A 15,334-nucleotide genomic window follows, 5' to 3' on the forward strand; every position below is an offset into this window, starting at 1 on the left:
GCCCGTTCCCTGGGGGCTCCGCCCCCAGACCCCCGCGCCTCAAACGCCGGCGGGGCTGGAATTTCGCTGCGCGAAATCCAGCCCGCGCGGCGTTTGAGCGCAACGGGGTCAGGGGCGGAGCCCCTGGGAACGGTGGAAGGGCGGGTAGGGGACCGCCCCGCGCAGCGGTGCAACCGGGACCGGCGCAGCCGCCCGCGCGGCTGGTGGCGGGCGTGCGCGCCGTGCTGCGGCACCGCCGGGGCCGCCCCGCGGCGACCGGTGCGGATCCGCCCGGCCCGGGGGGAGTGGTACGGCCCGGGCGGACCCGTGTCACCGGCGGAGCCGTTCCGGACCGGGCCGGTGGACGGACCCGGTACGGAAGCGGCCCGGCCCCGGCGGGGTCCGGCGACCAACCGGACCGCGGCGGAGCCGTGGTGCGCCGCCCGCGCCCGCCATGGAGTGTCGGGCAGACAGCAGGGGCGGGCGGCGCGGTGCCGGGTCGTCGCACTGTACGAGGGGGAGCCGACGACCGGGCGGCCTCCTTGGCGAGGCTCTTAAGTGAACCGCCCCGGACCCCCCGAGCGGCAGGGTGCGCAACGCATTTATGCGCGCACTCGGTTCACACCCCGTGTGAAGGAAACGCGGAACGGCCCCGCGCGCACCGCTCAGCCACTAGCCTGAAGCGGACGAGCCCTTGGAGGGGCCCATGCAGCCCAATGCACTGCTCGACGCCCTCCTCGCCGAGGCGGGCATGTCCCACGCCGGACTCGCCGCGCATGTCAACCAGGCGGGCCGGTCCCGCGGACTCGCGCTGCGCTACGAACACACGGCGGTCTCCCGCTGGCTGAAGGGGCAGCGCCCCCGCGGCCAGGTGCCCGACCTGATCTGCGAGGTGCTGGGCGGGCGGCTGCAACGGCCCGTCGGGCTCGACGACATCGGGCTCGGGATCCCCGGCCGGCAGAGCCCGCACGGCACCCGGCTCAGCGGCTTCGTCGACCGCGCCACCGCCCTGTGGCGCTCCGACGAGCTGGGCCGGCCCGCCCAGCTCACGGCGCAGGCCCTCACCGGCACCCCGGCCGTGATCCCGGTGTGGGAGTGGGAGAACCCGCCCGAGGACGCCGACGTGTCCCGGGTGGGGCGGCAGCGGATCGGGCCCGAGCACATCGAGGTCCTGCGGGCCGCCCGGGTGCACTACGAGCTGATGTACCGCCGGGCCGGCGGGATGGCCACCCGGGCCCGGATCGTGCGCTTCCTCGGCAGCGAGACCGCCCCGATGCTGCGCGGGACCTACTCCGACGAGATCGGCCGCCCGCTGCACCGGGCCACCGGGTCCCTGGTGGCGGTCGCGGGGATCTGCGCGTACGACTCCGACGCCCACGGCCTGGCCCAGCGCTACTTCCACCAGGCGCTGCGGCTCGCCAAGGCCAGCGGGGACCGGGGGCTCGGGGCGTACGTGATCGCCCTGCTCGTCAACCAGTCGCTGCACCTGAAGGAGTACCGCCAGGCCGTGGCCTTCGCCGAGGCCGCGCTGCGCGCCGCCGGCCCGGACACCACCCCGGCGCTGGGGGCCGACCTCTACGCGATGCAGGCCAAGGCCTACGCGCAACTCGGCGACACCACGGCCGCGTTGGCGTGCATCCGGCGCGCCGAGGCGGCCGCGGAGCGGATCAGACCGGGCACCGAGCCCGCCGAGACCGGCTACGTCCAGCCCGGGCTGGTCAACGTACAGGTGGCGGAGGCCCTGTTGAGCCTGGGGGACCTCGCGGGGGCGCACGAGCAGGCGGCCGAGGCGGTGGGGACCCCGGCGCACGACCGGGGGCGGGTGCACCGCCTCGCGATGCTGTGCGAGATCCAGCTGCGGCAGGGGGAGGCCGACCGGGCGGTGGCCTCGGCGGCCGAAATGGCCGAGCGGGCCAAGGGGATGGAGTCGCTGCGCCTGCGGGACCGGCTGAGGGCCGTCCGGGAGCAGTTGCTGAGCAGCGGGTGCTCCGGCGCGGAGGAGACCGCGTACCTCATCGACGGGGCGCTGCGCGTTCCCCTGTGAGGGCGTCTGCTGCTGCCATGTTGCCACCAACGGATGCGGAAGGTGGCATTACCGTGCAGTGGACGAACCTGAGTGAGCAGACCGTGTACAAGAACCGCTGGTTCGATGTGAACCTCGCGGACGTGGAACTCCCCGACGGCCGGCACCTGGACCACTTCGTCATCCGGCTGCGGCCGGTCGCCGTCGCCACGGCCGTCAACGAGGCCGACGAGGTGCTGCTGCTGTGGCGGCACCGGTTCATCACCGACAGCTGGGGCTGGGAGCTGCCCGCCGGGGTGGTCGAGGACGGGGAGTCGGTGGAGGCGGCGGCCGCGCGGGAGATGGAGGAGGAGTCGGGCTGGCGGCCCGGCCCGCTCCACCACCTGATGACCGTGGAGCCCTCCAACGGGCTGACCGACGCCCGCCACCACCTCTACTGGGCGGACGGGGCCTCGTACGTCGGCGAACCCGAGGACGCCTTCGAGTCCTCGCGCCGGGAGTGGGTCCCGCTCAAGCTGGTCCCGGACATGATCGCGCGCGGGGAGGTCCCGGCCGCCAACATGGCGGCCGGGCTCCTCCTGCTGCACCACCTGAGGCTGAACCGCCCCTAGGGGGTGTCAGGCCGTTCTCAGCCGTACGGGTAGAAGCCCGAGCCCGTCTTGCGGCCCAGGCGGCCCGCGTCCACCATGCGCTGGAGCAGCGGGGGAGCGGCGTACAGCGGCTCCTTGTACTCGGCGTACATCGAGTCGGCGATCGAGACGATGGTGTCCAGGCCGATCAGGTCGGACAGCTTGAGCGGGCCCATCGGGTGGGCGCAGCCCAGCTCCATGCCGTTGTCGATGTCCTCGCGGCTCGCGATGCCCGACTCGAACATCCGGATCGCGGACAGCAGGTACGGCACCAGCAGCGCGTTGACGACGAAGCCGGACCGGTCCTGGGCGCGGACGGCGTGCTTCTTCAGCACGTCCCGCACCAGGGCCTCGGACCGCTTGACGGTGTCCTCGCTCGTCGTCAGCGCCGGGATCAGCTCGACGAGCCGCTGCACGGGCGCCGGGTTGAAGAAGTGGATGCCGATGACCTGGTCGGGCCGCGAGGTCGCCACGGCCAGCTTGACCAGCGGGATCGAGGAGGTGTTGGAGGCGAGGATCGCGTCCGGGCGGGTGATCACCTGGTCCAGGACCTGGAAGATCTCCGTCTTGACCTGCTCGTTCTCGACGACGGCCTCGATGACGAGGTCGCGGTCGGCGAACTCGCCGAGGTCGGTGGTGAAGGTGAGCCGGGCCAGGGTGGCGTCCCGCTCCTCCTCGCTGATCTTGCCGCGTTCGGCGGCCTTGGTCAGCGAGTTGTGCAGCCGGGTGCGCCCGATCTCCAGGGCCTCCCCGGTGGTCTCGGCGACCTTCACCTCAAGACCGCTGCGGGCGCACACCTCCGCGATGCCCGCGCCCATCTGGCCACAGCCCACCACGCCGACCCTGGTGATGTCGGTCGGGAGGGTAGAGAGGTCCGTCACATCGTGCCTTTCGCTGCTCATCCATCGCGGGTCCCCCGTGTTCGGCAGTGGTAACTGCATCCCGGCGCCCGCCACGCCCCCCGACGTTACTCCCGCGTTGCCCCCGTCGGCGGCCCGGGGCGGGGCATGCTGTGCCCACGCAGAGGATTGTCACGGAGAGGAACGGAGTCGTCACATGACGCACATCGGACGACGGGGACTGCTGGCGGGAGCGGCGGGAGTGCTGGCCACGACGGCCGCGGGCACCACGGCGGCGGGGGCCGCGGAGGCCGGAGCGGCACCGGGTGTACGGGAACCGGCCGGGCCACCGGGGGTGCGCCCGGCGCGGACGGCCGCCGGCGGCCGCGCCGGGACCGCGGAGTTCCGGGGGATGTGGATCGCGACCGTACAGAACGTCGACTGGCCCTCCGAGAGCGGGCTGTCCGCCCGGGAGCAGCGCGCGGAGCTGATCCGGCTCCTCGACACGGCGGTGGCGCGCCGGCTCAACACGGTCATCCTCCAGGTGCGCCCGGCCGCCGACGCGTTCTGGCCGTCGACGCGCGAGCCCTGGTCGCAGTGGCTGACCGGGACGCAGGGCAAGGATCCGGGCTGGGACCCGCTGGGCACGGCCGTCACCGAGGCGCACGCGCGCGGGCTGGAGCTGCACGCCTGGTTCAACCCCTACCGGGTGGCCAACCACACGGACCGATCCCGGCTCTCGGCCTCGCACCCGGCGCGCCGCAACCCGGGGTGGACCGTCGCCTACGGCGGGAAGCTGTACTACAACCCGGGGCTGCCCGAGGTGCGGGCCTTCGTCCAGGAGGCGATGCTCGACGCCGTCGCCCGCTACCCGCTCGACGCGGTGCACTGGGACGACTACTTCTACCCGTACCCCGTCGCGGGGGAGTACTTCGACGACGACGACGCCTTCGCGGAGCACGGCGGCTCCTTCACCTCCCGGGCCGCCTGGCGCCGCAACAACACCGACACCCTCGTGCGCGAGATGTCGCAGAAGCTGCGGGGGCGCAGCCCGGCGGTCCGGTTCGGCATCAGCCCGTTCGCGGTGTGGCGCAACCAGGGCACCGACAGGCTCGGCTCGGCCACCCGGGCGCTCCAGACGTACGACGACCTGTACGCGGACACCCGCAAGTGGGTCCTGCAGGGCTGGATCGACTACGTCGTCCCGCAGGCGTACTGGCACATCGGGTACGCGGCGGCCGACTACGCCGAGGTCGTGCGCTGGTGGGCGAAGACGGTCGCCGGAACCGGGGTGGACCTGTACGTGGGCGAGGCGCTGTACCGCTGCGACGCCCGCAGCTCCACCGCGGCCTGGCGCGACCCCGCCGAGCTGTCCCGGCACCTGACCCTCGCGGCCCGGTACGCCGAGGTCCGCGGCCACGCGTACTTCTCGGGGAAGTACGTGGTCGCGGACCCCAATGGAGCGCTGGCCAGGGTCGTCGCCGACCACTACCCGACGGCCGTGCCGCCGCGCTGACTCAGCGCCAGGTGGCGGACTTGCCCTCGGGCTTGTCCGGGTGGCGGACGACGCAGTCGGGGCCGGGGGACATGACGGCGTCGTGCCCGTCCGGGAAGTGGACCCGGTACGGGGGGGCGCCGTTCTCGCCCAGGACCTCGACGATCTCGCCCACCCTGTCGTGCTGGCCCACGACCCTGCCGTGCTGCACCAGCTGGTCGCCCTCGGTCGCGCGCATCTGCTGACCTCCTCGGAGCCGGTCCGATCCGGTGCCAGTAGTTTAGGCCGATCCGGGATTATTTGACCCGTTGAGTCACGGTGATGCAGACGAGGACCGCGCCGGCGGCCAGCGGTGTGGCCGGTGACAGGTGCTCTCCGAGCAGCGCCACCGACCACACCAGGGTCAGCAGCGGCTGGGCGAGCTGGAGCTGGCTGGCGCGCGCGGTGCCGATCTCGGCCATGCCCCGGTACCAGACGTACAGCCCGAGGAAGGTGGAGCCCGCCGCCACCCACACCAGACCGGTCACCCCGTGCCAGTTCAGGTGCACGGGCTCGGACGCCAGCGCGAACGCCGTGCCGGCCAGGCTCAGCGGCAGGCACAGCACCAGCGCCCAGCCGATCACCTGCCAGCCGGGCAGCGAGCGGGCCAGCCGACCGCCCTCGGTGTAGCCGGCCGCGCACACCAGCAGGGCCCCGAAGAGGTAGGCGTCGCCGGCGGAGGGAGCGCCGCCGCTCTGGGCCAGGGTGAAGACCAGGATCACCAGGGCCCCGGCGACGGCGGCGGCCCAGAAGCGGCCCGAGGGGCGGTTGCCCGTGCGCAGCGCCGAGAAGGCGGCGGTGGTCAGCGGCAGCAGTCCCACCACGACGGCGGCGTGCGAGGTGGTGGAGGTGCGCAGGGCCAGCGTGGTCAGCAGCGGGAAGCCCACCACCACCCCGGCCGCCACCACGGCGAGCCCGGCCCAGTGCTCCCGGGCCGGCAGCGGCACCCGCCCGGCCAGCAGGAAGGCGCCCGCGACGGCGGCGGCCAGGACGCTGCGCAGCGCGACGAGCGACCAGGGGCCGAAGCTCTCCAGGCCCCAGGCGGTGGCGGGGAAGGTCAGCGAGAAGGTGACCACCCCGAGCAGGGCGAGGGCGGTGCCGCTGCGTGCGGCGGTCCGGTGGCCCCCCAGCTGCACCGCTATCGAGCTCGGGCGAGTAGCGCTATTCTGTGCTGTCATGTACGAGCGTAGCAGTGTGGCCGAGCTGGCAGAATCCCTGCGATCCGAACTCGACCGCTACCCGGTGGGTGGAAAGCTCCCGTCCAGCCGGGCCATGGTCGAGCGCTACCGGGTCAGCCCCGTCACCGTCTCCCGGGCCCTCGCGCAGCTCGCCGCCGAGGGACTCGTCGTCACCCGGCCCGGCGCCGGCGCCTTCCGGGCCCACCCGCGCACCAGCGGCCCCGCGCCCGGGGACACCTCCTGGCAGGAGGTCGCCCTCAGCGCCGAGGGCGCCGGGGACGTCGTCCCGCGCTCCGTGGACGCCAGCGGCGTCGCGAACTCCCTGGCCGTACCGCCCGCCGGGGTCATCGAGCTCAACGGCGGCTACCTGCACCCCTCGCTCCAGCCCGAGCGGGCCATGGCCGCGGCCCTGGCCCGCGCCGGACGCCGGCCCGGGGCGTGGGGGCGGCCGCCCATGGAGGGGCTGCCCGAGCTGCGCGACTGGTTCGCCCGCGAGATCGGCGGCGCCGTCGGCTCCGTCGGCGCCGCCGACGTGCTGATCACCGCCGGCGGGCAGAGCGCGCTGACCACTGCCGTACGGGCGCTCGCCCCGCCCGGCGCGCCGATCCTGGTCGAATCGCCCACCTACCCCGGGCTGCTGGCCATCGCCCGCGCCTCCGGCTGCCGGCCGGTCCCCGTCCCGGTCGACGCCGACGGGGTCCGGCCGGAGCTGCTGGCCGCCGCCTTCGAAGCCACCGGCGCACGGGTCTTCGTATGCCAGCCGCTGTTCCAGAACCCGACCGGCGCCGTCCTGTCCGCCGCGCGGCGCACCGAGGTGCTGCGCATCGCGCGGGCCGCCGGGGCCTTCGTGGTCGAGGACGACTACGCGCGCAACCTCGCCCACGAGGACGCCGGCCCGCTGCCCGCGACGCTCGCCGCCCAGGACTCCGACGGGGTCGTCGTCCACGTCCGGTCCCTGACCAAGGCCACCTCGCCCAGCCTGCGGGTCGGCGCGCTCGCCGCCCGGGGCCCCGTCCTGGACCGGCTGCGGGCCATCCAGGTCGTCGACAGCTTCTTCGTGCCCCGCCCCCTCCAGGAGGCCGCGCTCGAACTCGTCGGCGCCCCCGCCTGGCCGCGCCACCTGCGGGCCGTCGCCGCCGAGCTGCGCCACCGGCGCGAGGTCCTCGCCGGAGCCCTGCGGCGGGAGCTGCCCGGCGCCGAGCTCACCCACCTGCCCTCGGGCGGCTTCCAGCTCTGGGTGCGCCCCGGCGGGGAAGGCGACGACGCCGGTTTCGCGGCGGCCGCCCTGCGCGCCGGAGTGGCGGTCACGCCGGGCCGCCCGTACTTCTGCGCCGAACCGCCCGCCGCGCACGTCCGGTTGAGCTTCGCCGGGGTGTCGGGGCCGGGGGAGCTGGTGGAGGCCGTGCAGCGGCTGCGGGGCGGGCTGCCCGGGGGGCTGCTCGGCGGGGCGGGCGGGGGGCGCTCCGGCGGGCCGGGCGGGGCCGGGTAAACCCCGTTGAGGGGCGGGCGGGGCCGCCCTAACCTGCGGGCATGACCGAGATAGTGATCACCTCCCTGGCCGTCCGTCCCGAACTGGCCCCCCGGCTCTGGGACATGGAGGACTCCTGGCCCGAGTTCTCCCAGCACGACCCGATCGCCTGGCTGCTCTACCCGCGCCTGGTGGCGGAGTTCCCCGAGTACGTCTTCATCGCCACCGACGGCCACGAGGTGGTGGCCCGGGCCTTCAGCGTCCCCTTCGCGCTCCACACGCCCGAGCGCGGCGGGGTGCTCCCCGGGCAGGGCTGGGACCGGGTCCTGATGTGGGCCTTCTCCGACCAGCGGCGGGGTGTCCGGCCGGACACGGTCAGCGCCCTGGAGATCTCGATCGCCCGCGGCCGGCAGGGCGAGGGCCTCTCCGGCCGGATGCTGACCGCCATGCGCGAGGGCGCCCGCGCGGCCGGGTTCACCGAGGTCGTGGCCCCGGTCCGGCCCAGCGCCAAGCCCGCCGAGCCCGAGACCCCGATGGCCGAGTACGCGTACCGCACCCGCGAGGACGGGCTGCCGTACGACCCGTGGCTGCGGGTCCACGTACGCGCGGGGGCGGTCATCGACTCGGTGGCCCCGGTCTCGATGACCATCAGCGGCACCCTCGACCAGTGGCGCCAGTGGACCGGACTGCCCTTCGACACCCCGGGCCCCGTCCGCGTCCCCGGGGCGCTCAGCACCGTCCACTGCGACCCGGAGCACGACCGCGCGGTCTACGTGGAGCCGAACGTCTGGGTCCGCCACCCGCTCGGCGCCGCCCCGGCGGCCTCCGCGTGATCGGGGTCCGCGCCGCCGGCCCGGGGGACGGCGACGCCCTCGGCGAGATCCACGCCGCCGCCTGGGAGGCCGCGTACGCGCCCTTCTTCGCGCCGGAGTTCGCCGCCGAGGGCGTCCGCAGCCGGCGCACCCGCTGGCACGCGCGGCTCGCCGAGGACCCCCGCACGCTGCTGCTGGCCGAGGCGGACGGCCGCCCCCTGGCCATGTCCTGGTCCTCCGCCTCCGGGACCCGGCCGGGCCTCGCCGAGATCCTCAGCTTCTACGCCCACCCCGACGGCTGGGGCACCGGCGTCGCCGCCGTGCTGATGGACGCGACGCTGGCCCGGCTGCGCGCGGACGGCTTCGCCCGCGCCCACCTGTGGACCCTGCGGGACACCCCCCGGTCCCGCCGCTTCTACGCCAAGTGCGGCTTCGCCGGCACCGGGGCGGTACGGGGCACGGACTTCGGCGACGGCCACCCGCTCGAACAGGTCGAGTACGAGCGGGAGTGCTGACCCCGTCGTCCGTCAGGGCACCTTGCAGCGCTGGCTCGCCAGGGCGAGGGCGACCCCGTCCTGATAGCCCGTGCGGTAGTCCGGATCCGTGGCGGAGTCCGGCGGGTTCAGCTGCTTGCAGGACTTGAGGGCGTCCGCGAGCCCCTGCCGGTAGCCGAGCGCGTACTGGTCCTGCGACTGAGTCCGGGCCTCCTCGACCGGAGTGCAGGCGGTCCGCTCGCTCCGGTCGGGGGTGGGTGCGTTGGCCCACTCCACGAAGTAGGTCCCCTGGGGGACGGGGATCTTCATCGTCCCCTTGTGGATGATCATCTTGTACTTGCCGCCCGTCTCGGTGACCTTCAGGTCGCCGCTGAACCCCGACACCTCCAGGACCAGCGAGCCCGGGTTCTTCGGGTCGGGGGTCGCCGTGCACGAGGCGGAGGGCAGGACGGCCGGGGCTGCGCCGGCGGGCGCGGCGGCGCCGAGGGCGGCCGCGGGGGCGAGCAGGGCGGTCAGGAGTGCCAGACGGGTGCGCCGTTTCATCATGTCGACCATCCGTTCCGTGAACGGGGCGGGCGCGCCGCGATTTCGCGACCTTCAAGTATATCGAGCGGCGCGTTTCGGGCCCGTCCCGTCCGCTCGACACCCCCGATCCGGCGCGTGAGCATGGAAACGAGACACCCGCCTCGTTCTGCCCGCCGAAGGAAGTGATGGGCATGAGGACAAGCACCCGGATGTCCGTACTCGCACCGCTGCTGCTCTCCTCGCTCGCGATCGGGCCGGCGGCGTCCGCCCAGGCGCCGGACGCGGACGCGCGCGTACCCGCCGGGACGTGCACCGTCGGCGCCGACACGGGCAACGTCTCACCGATCGCCCAGAAGATCACCGGTTCCGGGTTCAAGGGGAAGGACGAGGTGGCCGTCAAGGGCGACAACGGCTTCAGCCAGCAGGTCAAGGTGTCGCCCGGCGGGGAGATCCGGATCCACGGCCTCCCCCCGGGGACGTACACGGTGGACGGGATCGCCTGCGGCAGCGCCGCGGCGAAGCCGCCGCAGGACCAGCAGGAGCCGGGCACCGGCTCCAAGACCGACTACGACCGGGGCTTCCGCAAGGGCTTCCGGGCCGTCAAGGACGACTGCGCCGCCAAGCCGCCGCAGACGGCGGTCCCGCAGAGCCAGAGCTGGTGGAAGGGCTACGAGGCCGGTGCCGCCCTCGCGGCCAAGACCTTCTGCGGCGGCGGCCAGGACACCGGCCAGGTTCCCAAGCAGCCGTCGCAGTACGACCTGGGCTACTGGCAGGGGTACGACTCCGTCCAGCAGACCTGCAACACCAAGGTCCCGCAGACCGCCGTGGCCAAGGACCCCGAGTGGGAGAGGGGCTTCAAGGAGGGAGCCGCCGCCGCGTCGGCCAAGTTCTGCAAGTAGCGCGGGGGCCCCGGGCGCGCCGTCCGGCCACCGGACAAGACCTTTGCATAAAACTGCATAGGTACGTATAGTCATGCCATCGAGGAGGAGGGTCCGATGGTGGTACGTGTAGCGGTGGCCGGAGCGAGCGGATACGCGGGCGGTGAAGTCCTGCGCCTGCTGCTCTCGCACCCCGAGGTCGAGATCGGCGCGCTGACCGGCCACTCCAACGCCGGACAGGCCTTCGGCCCGCTCCAGCCGCACCTCGGCCCGCTCGCCGGACGGACCCTGGAGGCGACCACGCCCGAGGTCCTCGCCGGCCATGACGTCGTCTTCCTGGCCCTGCCGCACGGGCAGTCCGCCGCCGTCGCCGCCCAGCTCGGCGACGACGTCCTCGTCGTCGACATGGGCGCCGACCACCGGCTCAAGGACTCCGCCGACTGGGACCGGTTCTACGGCGCCCCGCACGCCGGCACCTGGCCCTACGGCCTCCCCGAGCTCCCCGGCGGCCGGGCCGCCCTGGCCGGGACCAGGCGCATCGCCGTCCCCGGGTGCTTCCCGACCGCCGTCTCCCTCGCCCTCTACCCCGCCTACCAGGCGCGGCTCGCCGGGCCCGAGGCCGTGATCGTCGCCGCCACCGGCACCTCCGGCGCCGGCAAGGCCCTCAAGGCGAACCTGCTCGGCTCCGAGGTCATGGGCACCGTGACTCCCTACGGCGTCGGCGGCGCCCACCGGCACACCCCCGAGATGGTGCAGAACCTCTCCCCGCTCGCGGGCGAGAAGGTCTCCGTCTCCTTCACCCCCCACCTCGTGCCCATGGCGCGCGGCATCCTGGCCACCTGCTCCGCCAAGGCCCTGCCCGGCACCACCGCGGAGTCGCTGCGCGCCGCGTACGAGAAGGCCTACGCCGACGAGCCCTTCGTCCGGCTCCTCCCCGAGGGGCAGTGGCCCACCACCAAGGCGGTGTACGGCTCCAACGCCGTCCACGTCCAGGTCGCGTACGACGAGTCCGCCCAGCGGATCATCGCCATCAGCGCGATCGACAACCTCACCAAGGGCACCGCCGGCGGTGCGGTGCAGAGCATGAACATCGCCCTCGGGCTCCCCGAGGCGCTGGGTCTTTCCACGATTGGAGTGGCGCCGTGAGCGTGACGGCTGCACAGGGATTCACGGCGGCGGGCATCGCCGCCGGGATCAAGGCGAACGGCAACCCCGACCTGGCCCTCGTGGTCAACAACGGGCCGCGACTGGCCGCCGCGGGCGTCTTCACCTCCAACCGCGTCAAGGCCGCCCCCGTGCGCTGGTCCGAGCAGGTCCTGCGCGGCGGGACCGTCAGCGCGGTCGTCCTCAACTCCGGCGGCGCCAACGCCTGCACCGGCCCCAAGGGCTTCCAGGACACCCACGCCACCGCCGAGAAGGTCGCAGAGGTCCTGGGCGGTGAGCACAACGCCGGCGAGATCGCCGTCGCCTCCACCGGCCTGATCGGCGTCCTGCTCCCCATGGACAAGCTGCTCCCCGGCATCGACACGGCCGTCGCCGCCCTCTCCGCCGACGGCGGCGAGGACGCGGCCGTCGCCATCAAGACCACCGACACCGTCCACAAGACCGCCACCGTCTCCCAGGGGGGCTGGACGGTCGGCGGCATGGCCAAGGGCGCGGGCATGCTCGCCCCGGGCCTGGCCACCATGCTCGTCGTCCTCACCACCGACGCCGACCTCGACAGCGCCACCCTCGACAAGGCCCTGCGGGACGCCACCCGCACCACCTTCGACCGGGTCGACTCCGACGGCTGCATGTCCACCAACGACACCGTGCTGCTGCTCGCCTCCGGCGCCTCCGGGCAGGTCCCCGCGTACGAGGCCTTCGCCGACGCCGTGCGGACCGTCTGCGACGACCTCGCCCGCCAGCTGATCGGCGACGCCGAGGGCGCCAGCAAGGACATCCGCATCGAGGTCGTCGGCGCGGCCAGCGAGCAGGACGCGGTCGAGGTCGGCCGGTCCATCGCCCGCAACAACCTGCTCAAGTGCGCCATCCACGGCGAGGACCCCAACTGGGGCCGCGTCCTGTCCGCCATCGGCACCACGAAGGCGGCCTTCGACCCGGACCGCCTGAACGTCGCCATCAACGGCGTCTGGGTCTGCAGGAACGGCTCCGTCGGCGAGGACCGCGACCTGGTCAGCATGAAGGACCGCGAGGTCCGCATCACCGCGGACCTGTCCGCCGGCTCCGAGTCCGCGGTCATCTGGGCCAACGACCTGACGGCCGAGTACGTCCACGAGAACAGCGCGTACAGCTCATGAGCACCGCGAGGCGCCACACCGCGCTCCCCAAGGCCGAGATCCTCATCGAGGCGCTGCCCTGGCTCACCCGCCACAACGGCAAGATCGTCGTCATCAAGTTCGGCGGCAACGCCATGATCGACGAGGACCTGAAGGCGGCCTTCGCCCAGGACGTCGTCTTCCTGCGCCAGGCCGGCCTGCGGCCCGTCGTCGTCCACGGCGGCGGCCCGCAGATCAACGCCCAGCTCGACAAGCAGGGCCTGGTCAGCGAGTTCAAGGCCGGCCTGCGGGTCACCACCCCGGAGGCCATGGACGTCGTACGCATGGTCCTGGCGGGCCAGGTCCAGCGCGAGCTGGTCGGCCTGCTCAACCAGCACGGGCCGCTCGCCGTCGGCATGACCGGCGAGGACGCCCACACCATCACCGCCACCAAGCACACCCCGCAGATCGAGGGCGAGGCCGTCGACATCGGCCGGGTCGGCGAGATCACCGCCATCGACACCGGCGCGATCGAGGCCCTGCTCGCGGACGGCCGGATCCCGGTCATCTCCTCCATCGCGCGCAGCGCCGACGACGGCCACGTGTACAACGTGAACGCCGACACGGCCGCCGCCGCGCTCGCCGCCGCGCTCGGCGCCGAGACGCTGATGGTCCTCACCGACGTCGAGGGCCTCTACGCGGACTGGCCCAACAGCGACGAGGTCATCAGCCGGCTCACCGTCAGCGAGCTGGAGAAGCTGCTGCCCGAGCTGTCCAGCGGCATGGTGCCGAAGATGGAGGGCTGCCTGCACGCCGTGCGCGGGGGCGTCAGCACCGCCCGCGTGATCGACGGGCGGGTCCAGCACTCGATCCTGCTGGAGATCTTCACCGACGAGGGAATCGGCACGATGGTCGTGCCCGACGCAAAGGGAGGGGACAGCGCGTGAGCGCCAACCAGGAGACGGCCGGCCAGGAGACCGGCAACGAGCGCTACGCCGCCCGCTGGAAGGGGGCGCTGACCAACAACTACGGCACCCCCGCGCTGGCCCTCGTACGCGGTGAGGGCGCGCAGGTCTGGGACGCGGACGGCAAGCAGTACACCGACTTCGTCGGCGGCATCGCCGTCAACGCCCTCGGCCACGCCCACCCGGCGGTCGTCTCCGCCGTGACCGAGCAGATCACCACCCTCGGCCACGTCTCCAACCTCTACGCCTCCGAGCCCGTCCTCGCGCTCGGCGAGCGGCTGCTCCAGCTCTTCGGCCGCGAGGGGCGCGTGTTCTTCTGCAACTCCGGTGCGGAAGCGGTCGAGGCCGTCTACAAGATCGGCCGACTGACCGGGCGGACCCACATGGTCGCCACCGGCGGCGGCTTCCACGGCCGGACCATGGGCGCCCTCGCCCTCACCGGCCAGCCCGCGAAGCAGACGCCCTTCCTGCCGCTGCCCGGCGATGTGACGCACGTCCCCTACGGCGACGTGGAGGCCCTGCGGGCCGCCGTCACCGAGGAGACCGCCTTCGTCCTCATCGAGCCCGTCCAGGGCGAGAACGGCGTGGTCGTCCCGCCCGCCGGCTACCTGACGGCCGCCCGCGAGATCACCCGCGCCACCGGGACGCTGCTCGCCCTCGACGAGGTGCAGACCGGCATCGGCCGCTGCGGCAGCTGGTTCGAGTACCAGCAGCACGAGGGCGTCGAGCCCGACCTCGTCACGCTCGCGAAGGGTCTCGGCGGCGGTCTGCCCATCGGCGCGGTGGCCGCCTTCGGCCCGGCCGCGGACCTGCTCCAGCCCGGCCAGCACGGCACCACCTTCGGCGGAAACCCGGTCGCCTGCGCCGCCGGCCTCGCCGTGATCGACACCATCGCCGCCGAGGGACTCCTCGACCGGGTCAAGGCCCGGGGCGAGCGGCTGCGCTCCGGAATCGAGGCCTCCGGTCACGGGCTGGTCTCCCACGTCCGCGGGTCCGGCCTGTTGCTGGGTATCGTGCTGACGGAGCCGCTCGCACCGAAGGTGCAGCTCGCGGCCCAGCAGGCCGGATTCCTGGTCAACGCGCCCGCCCCCGACGTGGTACGGCTGATGCCCCCGTTCGTCATCACCGAGGCCGAGGTGGACGCGTTCGTCCGGGCACTTCCCGGCATCCTCGACGAAGCGGGACGATCCGGAGAATGAGACGACGATGAGCCAGGCGCAGGAACCCGAGCAGAACGGCGGCCCCTCCGTCCCGCAGACCCGCACCGCCCGCCACCGCCGGATCGTGGACATCCTCAACCGGCAGCCGGTCCGCTCCCAGAGCCAACTGGCCAAACTGCTCGCCGACGACGGGCTGAGCGTCACCCAGGCGACGCTCTCCCGCGACCTCGACGAGCTGGGCGCGGTCAAGATCCGCAACACCGGCGGCGAGCTGATCTACGCGGTCCCCAGCGAGGGCGGCTTCCGCACCCCGCAGGCCCCGCTCGGCGAGTCGGCCAAGGAGGAGCGCATGCGGCGCCTCTCCGGCGAACTGCTGATCTCGGCGGAGGCCTCCGCGAACCTCGTGGTCCTGCGCACCCCGCCCGGCGCGGCCCAGTTCCTCGCCTCGGCGATCGACCAGGCCGAACTCCACGCCATCCTCGGCACCATCGCGGGCGACGACACCCTGATGCTCATCAGCCGCGACCCGGCCGGCGGCCAGGCCCTGGCCGACCACCTGCTGCGCCTGGCGCAGAAGGAGGGCTAGGCCCCT

16 protein-coding genes are annotated in these 15,334 nt (G+C 73.7%); 12 read left to right on the plus strand and 4 right to left on the minus strand.

The features are described from left to right. Positions 1-685 precede the first annotated feature (685 nt). Both AC07A6_RS35035 and AC07A6_RS35040 read left to right on the plus strand, forming a co-directional pair. Complete coding sequence (locus tag AC07A6_RS35035) at positions 686-2,023, plus strand: NsdA family TPR-like regulatory protein (RefSeq protein WP_362468964.1); 1,338 nt, start codon at positions 686-688, stop codon at positions 2,021-2,023. A gap of 53 nt (positions 2,024-2,076) precedes the next feature. Further along, positions 2,077-2,613: an NUDIX hydrolase gene (locus tag AC07A6_RS35040; protein WP_362468966.1), complete on the plus strand. Its 537-nt coding sequence runs from the start codon at positions 2,077-2,079 to the stop codon at positions 2,611-2,613. 17 nt (positions 2,614-2,630) lie between these two features. Here AC07A6_RS35040 and AC07A6_RS35045 read toward each other — a convergent pair whose 3' ends face one another. Further along, positions 2,631-3,533 (minus strand): 3-hydroxybutyryl-CoA dehydrogenase, encoded by a 903-nt coding sequence (locus tag AC07A6_RS35045; RefSeq protein ID WP_362468968.1) that lies wholly within the window; start codon positions 3,531-3,533, stop codon positions 2,631-2,633. 154 nt (positions 3,534-3,687) lie between these two features. Between AC07A6_RS35045 and AC07A6_RS35050 the strand changes: the two genes are divergently transcribed. Continuing rightward, positions 3,688-4,986, plus strand: coding sequence for a glycoside hydrolase family 10-like protein (locus AC07A6_RS35050; protein WP_478779793.1), 1,299 nt, complete (start codon positions 3,688-3,690; stop codon positions 4,984-4,986). A 1-nt stretch (position 4,987) separates the two neighbouring features. Here the strand turns inward: AC07A6_RS35050 and AC07A6_RS35055 are convergent, their stop codons facing one another. Both AC07A6_RS35055 and AC07A6_RS35060 read right to left on the minus strand, forming a co-directional pair. Continuing rightward, the gene (locus AC07A6_RS35055; protein WP_362468972.1) at positions 4,988-5,203 is read right to left on the minus strand and encodes a DUF1918 domain-containing protein; all 216 of its coding nucleotides are present in this window, start codon (positions 5,201-5,203) and stop codon (positions 4,988-4,990) included. 58 nt (positions 5,204-5,261) lie between these two features. Further along, complete coding sequence (locus AC07A6_RS35060; protein WP_478779794.1) at positions 5,262-6,182, minus strand: DMT family transporter; 921 nt, start codon at positions 6,180-6,182, stop codon at positions 5,262-5,264. Between AC07A6_RS35060 and AC07A6_RS35065 the strand changes: the two genes are divergently transcribed. The 3 genes from AC07A6_RS35065 to AC07A6_RS35075 are packed head-to-tail and all read left to right on the plus strand — an operon-like array spanning position 6,181 to position 8,977. Then, positions 6,181-7,671: an aminotransferase-like domain-containing protein gene (locus tag AC07A6_RS35065; RefSeq protein WP_478779795.1), complete on the plus strand. Its 1,491-nt coding sequence runs from the start codon at positions 6,181-6,183 to the stop codon at positions 7,669-7,671. The two genes, AC07A6_RS35060 and AC07A6_RS35065, sit on opposite strands and share 2 nt — an antisense overlap. 41 nt (positions 7,672-7,712) lie before the next feature. Continuing rightward, the gene (locus AC07A6_RS35070; protein ID WP_478779796.1) at positions 7,713-8,483 is read left to right on the plus strand and encodes an N-acetyltransferase; all 771 of its coding nucleotides are present in this window, start codon (positions 7,713-7,715) and stop codon (positions 8,481-8,483) included. Then, positions 8,480-8,977, plus strand: coding sequence for an N-acetyltransferase family protein (locus tag AC07A6_RS35075; protein ID WP_478779797.1), 498 nt, complete (start codon positions 8,480-8,482; stop codon positions 8,975-8,977). Before AC07A6_RS35070 ends, AC07A6_RS35075 begins: the two co-directional genes overlap by 4 nt. Positions 8,978-8,989: 12 nt before the next feature. Here AC07A6_RS35075 and AC07A6_RS35080 read toward each other — a convergent pair whose 3' ends face one another. Continuing rightward, the gene (locus AC07A6_RS35080) at positions 8,990-9,502 is read right to left on the minus strand and encodes a hypothetical protein (RefSeq protein ID WP_478779798.1); all 513 of its coding nucleotides are present in this window, start codon (positions 9,500-9,502) and stop codon (positions 8,990-8,992) included. Between the two features lie 170 nt (positions 9,503-9,672). On the opposite strand from AC07A6_RS35080, the gene AC07A6_RS35085 reads away from it, so the two are divergent. The 6 genes from AC07A6_RS35085 (at position 9,673) to AC07A6_RS35110 (ending at position 15,328) form a co-directional block, all read left to right on the plus strand. Further along, positions 9,673-10,380, plus strand: coding sequence for a hypothetical protein (locus AC07A6_RS35085; RefSeq protein ID WP_478779799.1), 708 nt, complete (start codon positions 9,673-9,675; stop codon positions 10,378-10,380). A 96-nt stretch (positions 10,381-10,476) separates the two neighbouring features. Continuing rightward, complete coding sequence (argC, locus tag AC07A6_RS35090; protein WP_362468982.1) at positions 10,477-11,505, plus strand: N-acetyl-gamma-glutamyl-phosphate reductase; 1,029 nt, start codon at positions 10,477-10,479, stop codon at positions 11,503-11,505. Then, the gene (gene argJ, locus AC07A6_RS35095; RefSeq protein WP_478779800.1) at positions 11,502-12,659 is read left to right on the plus strand and encodes a bifunctional glutamate N-acetyltransferase/amino-acid acetyltransferase ArgJ; all 1,158 of its coding nucleotides are present in this window, start codon (positions 11,502-11,504) and stop codon (positions 12,657-12,659) included. Before argC ends, argJ begins: the two co-directional genes overlap by 4 nt. Continuing rightward, the gene (gene argB, locus AC07A6_RS35100) at positions 12,656-13,564 is read left to right on the plus strand and encodes an acetylglutamate kinase (protein ID WP_362468986.1); all 909 of its coding nucleotides are present in this window, start codon (positions 12,656-12,658) and stop codon (positions 13,562-13,564) included. Before argJ ends, argB begins: the two co-directional genes overlap by 4 nt. Then, positions 13,561-14,781 carry an acetylornithine transaminase gene (locus tag AC07A6_RS35105; protein ID WP_478779801.1) on the plus strand — a complete coding sequence of 407 codons (1,221 nt, stop codon included), beginning with the start codon at positions 13,561-13,563 and terminating at the stop codon, positions 14,779-14,781. The genes argB and AC07A6_RS35105 overlap by 4 nt, the downstream gene beginning before the upstream one ends. A 7-nt stretch (positions 14,782-14,788) precedes the next feature. Further along, positions 14,789-15,328 carry an arginine repressor gene (locus AC07A6_RS35110; RefSeq protein WP_007263124.1) on the plus strand — a complete coding sequence of 180 codons (540 nt, stop codon included), beginning with the start codon at positions 14,789-14,791 and terminating at the stop codon, positions 15,326-15,328. Positions 15,329-15,334 lie beyond the last annotated feature (6 nt).

The sequence above is a fragment of the Streptomyces sp. NPDC044002 genome (assembly GCF_056434525.1).

Coding starts and splice junctions, on each gene's coding strand:
- AC07A6_RS35035 (WP_362468964.1), top strand. CDS start 686: ATGCAGCCCAATGCACTGCTCGACGCCCTCCTCGCCGAGGCGGGCATG.
- AC07A6_RS35045 (WP_362468968.1), bottom strand. CDS start 3,533: ATGAGCAGCGAAAGGCACGATGTGACGGACCTCTCTACCCTCCCGACC.
- AC07A6_RS35050 (WP_478779793.1), top strand. CDS start 3,688: ATGACGCACATCGGACGACGGGGACTGCTGGCGGGAGCGGCGGGAGTG.
- AC07A6_RS35055 (WP_362468972.1), bottom strand. CDS start 5,203: ATGCGCGCGACCGAGGGCGACCAGCTGGTGCAGCACGGCAGGGTCGTG.
- AC07A6_RS35065 (WP_478779795.1), top strand. CDS start 6,181: ATGTACGAGCGTAGCAGTGTGGCCGAGCTGGCAGAATCCCTGCGATCC.
- AC07A6_RS35060 (WP_478779794.1), bottom strand. CDS start 6,182: ATGACAGCACAGAATAGCGCTACTCGCCCGAGCTCGATAGCGGTGCAG.
- AC07A6_RS35070 (WP_478779796.1), top strand. CDS start 7,713: ATGACCGAGATAGTGATCACCTCCCTGGCCGTCCGTCCCGAACTGGCC.
- AC07A6_RS35080 (WP_478779798.1), bottom strand. CDS start 9,502: ATGATGAAACGGCGCACCCGTCTGGCACTCCTGACCGCCCTGCTCGCC.
- AC07A6_RS35085 (WP_478779799.1), top strand. CDS start 9,673: ATGAGGACAAGCACCCGGATGTCCGTACTCGCACCGCTGCTGCTCTCC.
- argC (WP_362468982.1), top strand. CDS start 10,477: ATGGTGGTACGTGTAGCGGTGGCCGGAGCGAGCGGATACGCGGGCGGT.
- argB (WP_362468986.1), top strand. CDS start 12,656: ATGAGCACCGCGAGGCGCCACACCGCGCTCCCCAAGGCCGAGATCCTC.
- AC07A6_RS35110 (WP_007263124.1), top strand. CDS start 14,789: ATGAGCCAGGCGCAGGAACCCGAGCAGAACGGCGGCCCCTCCGTCCCG.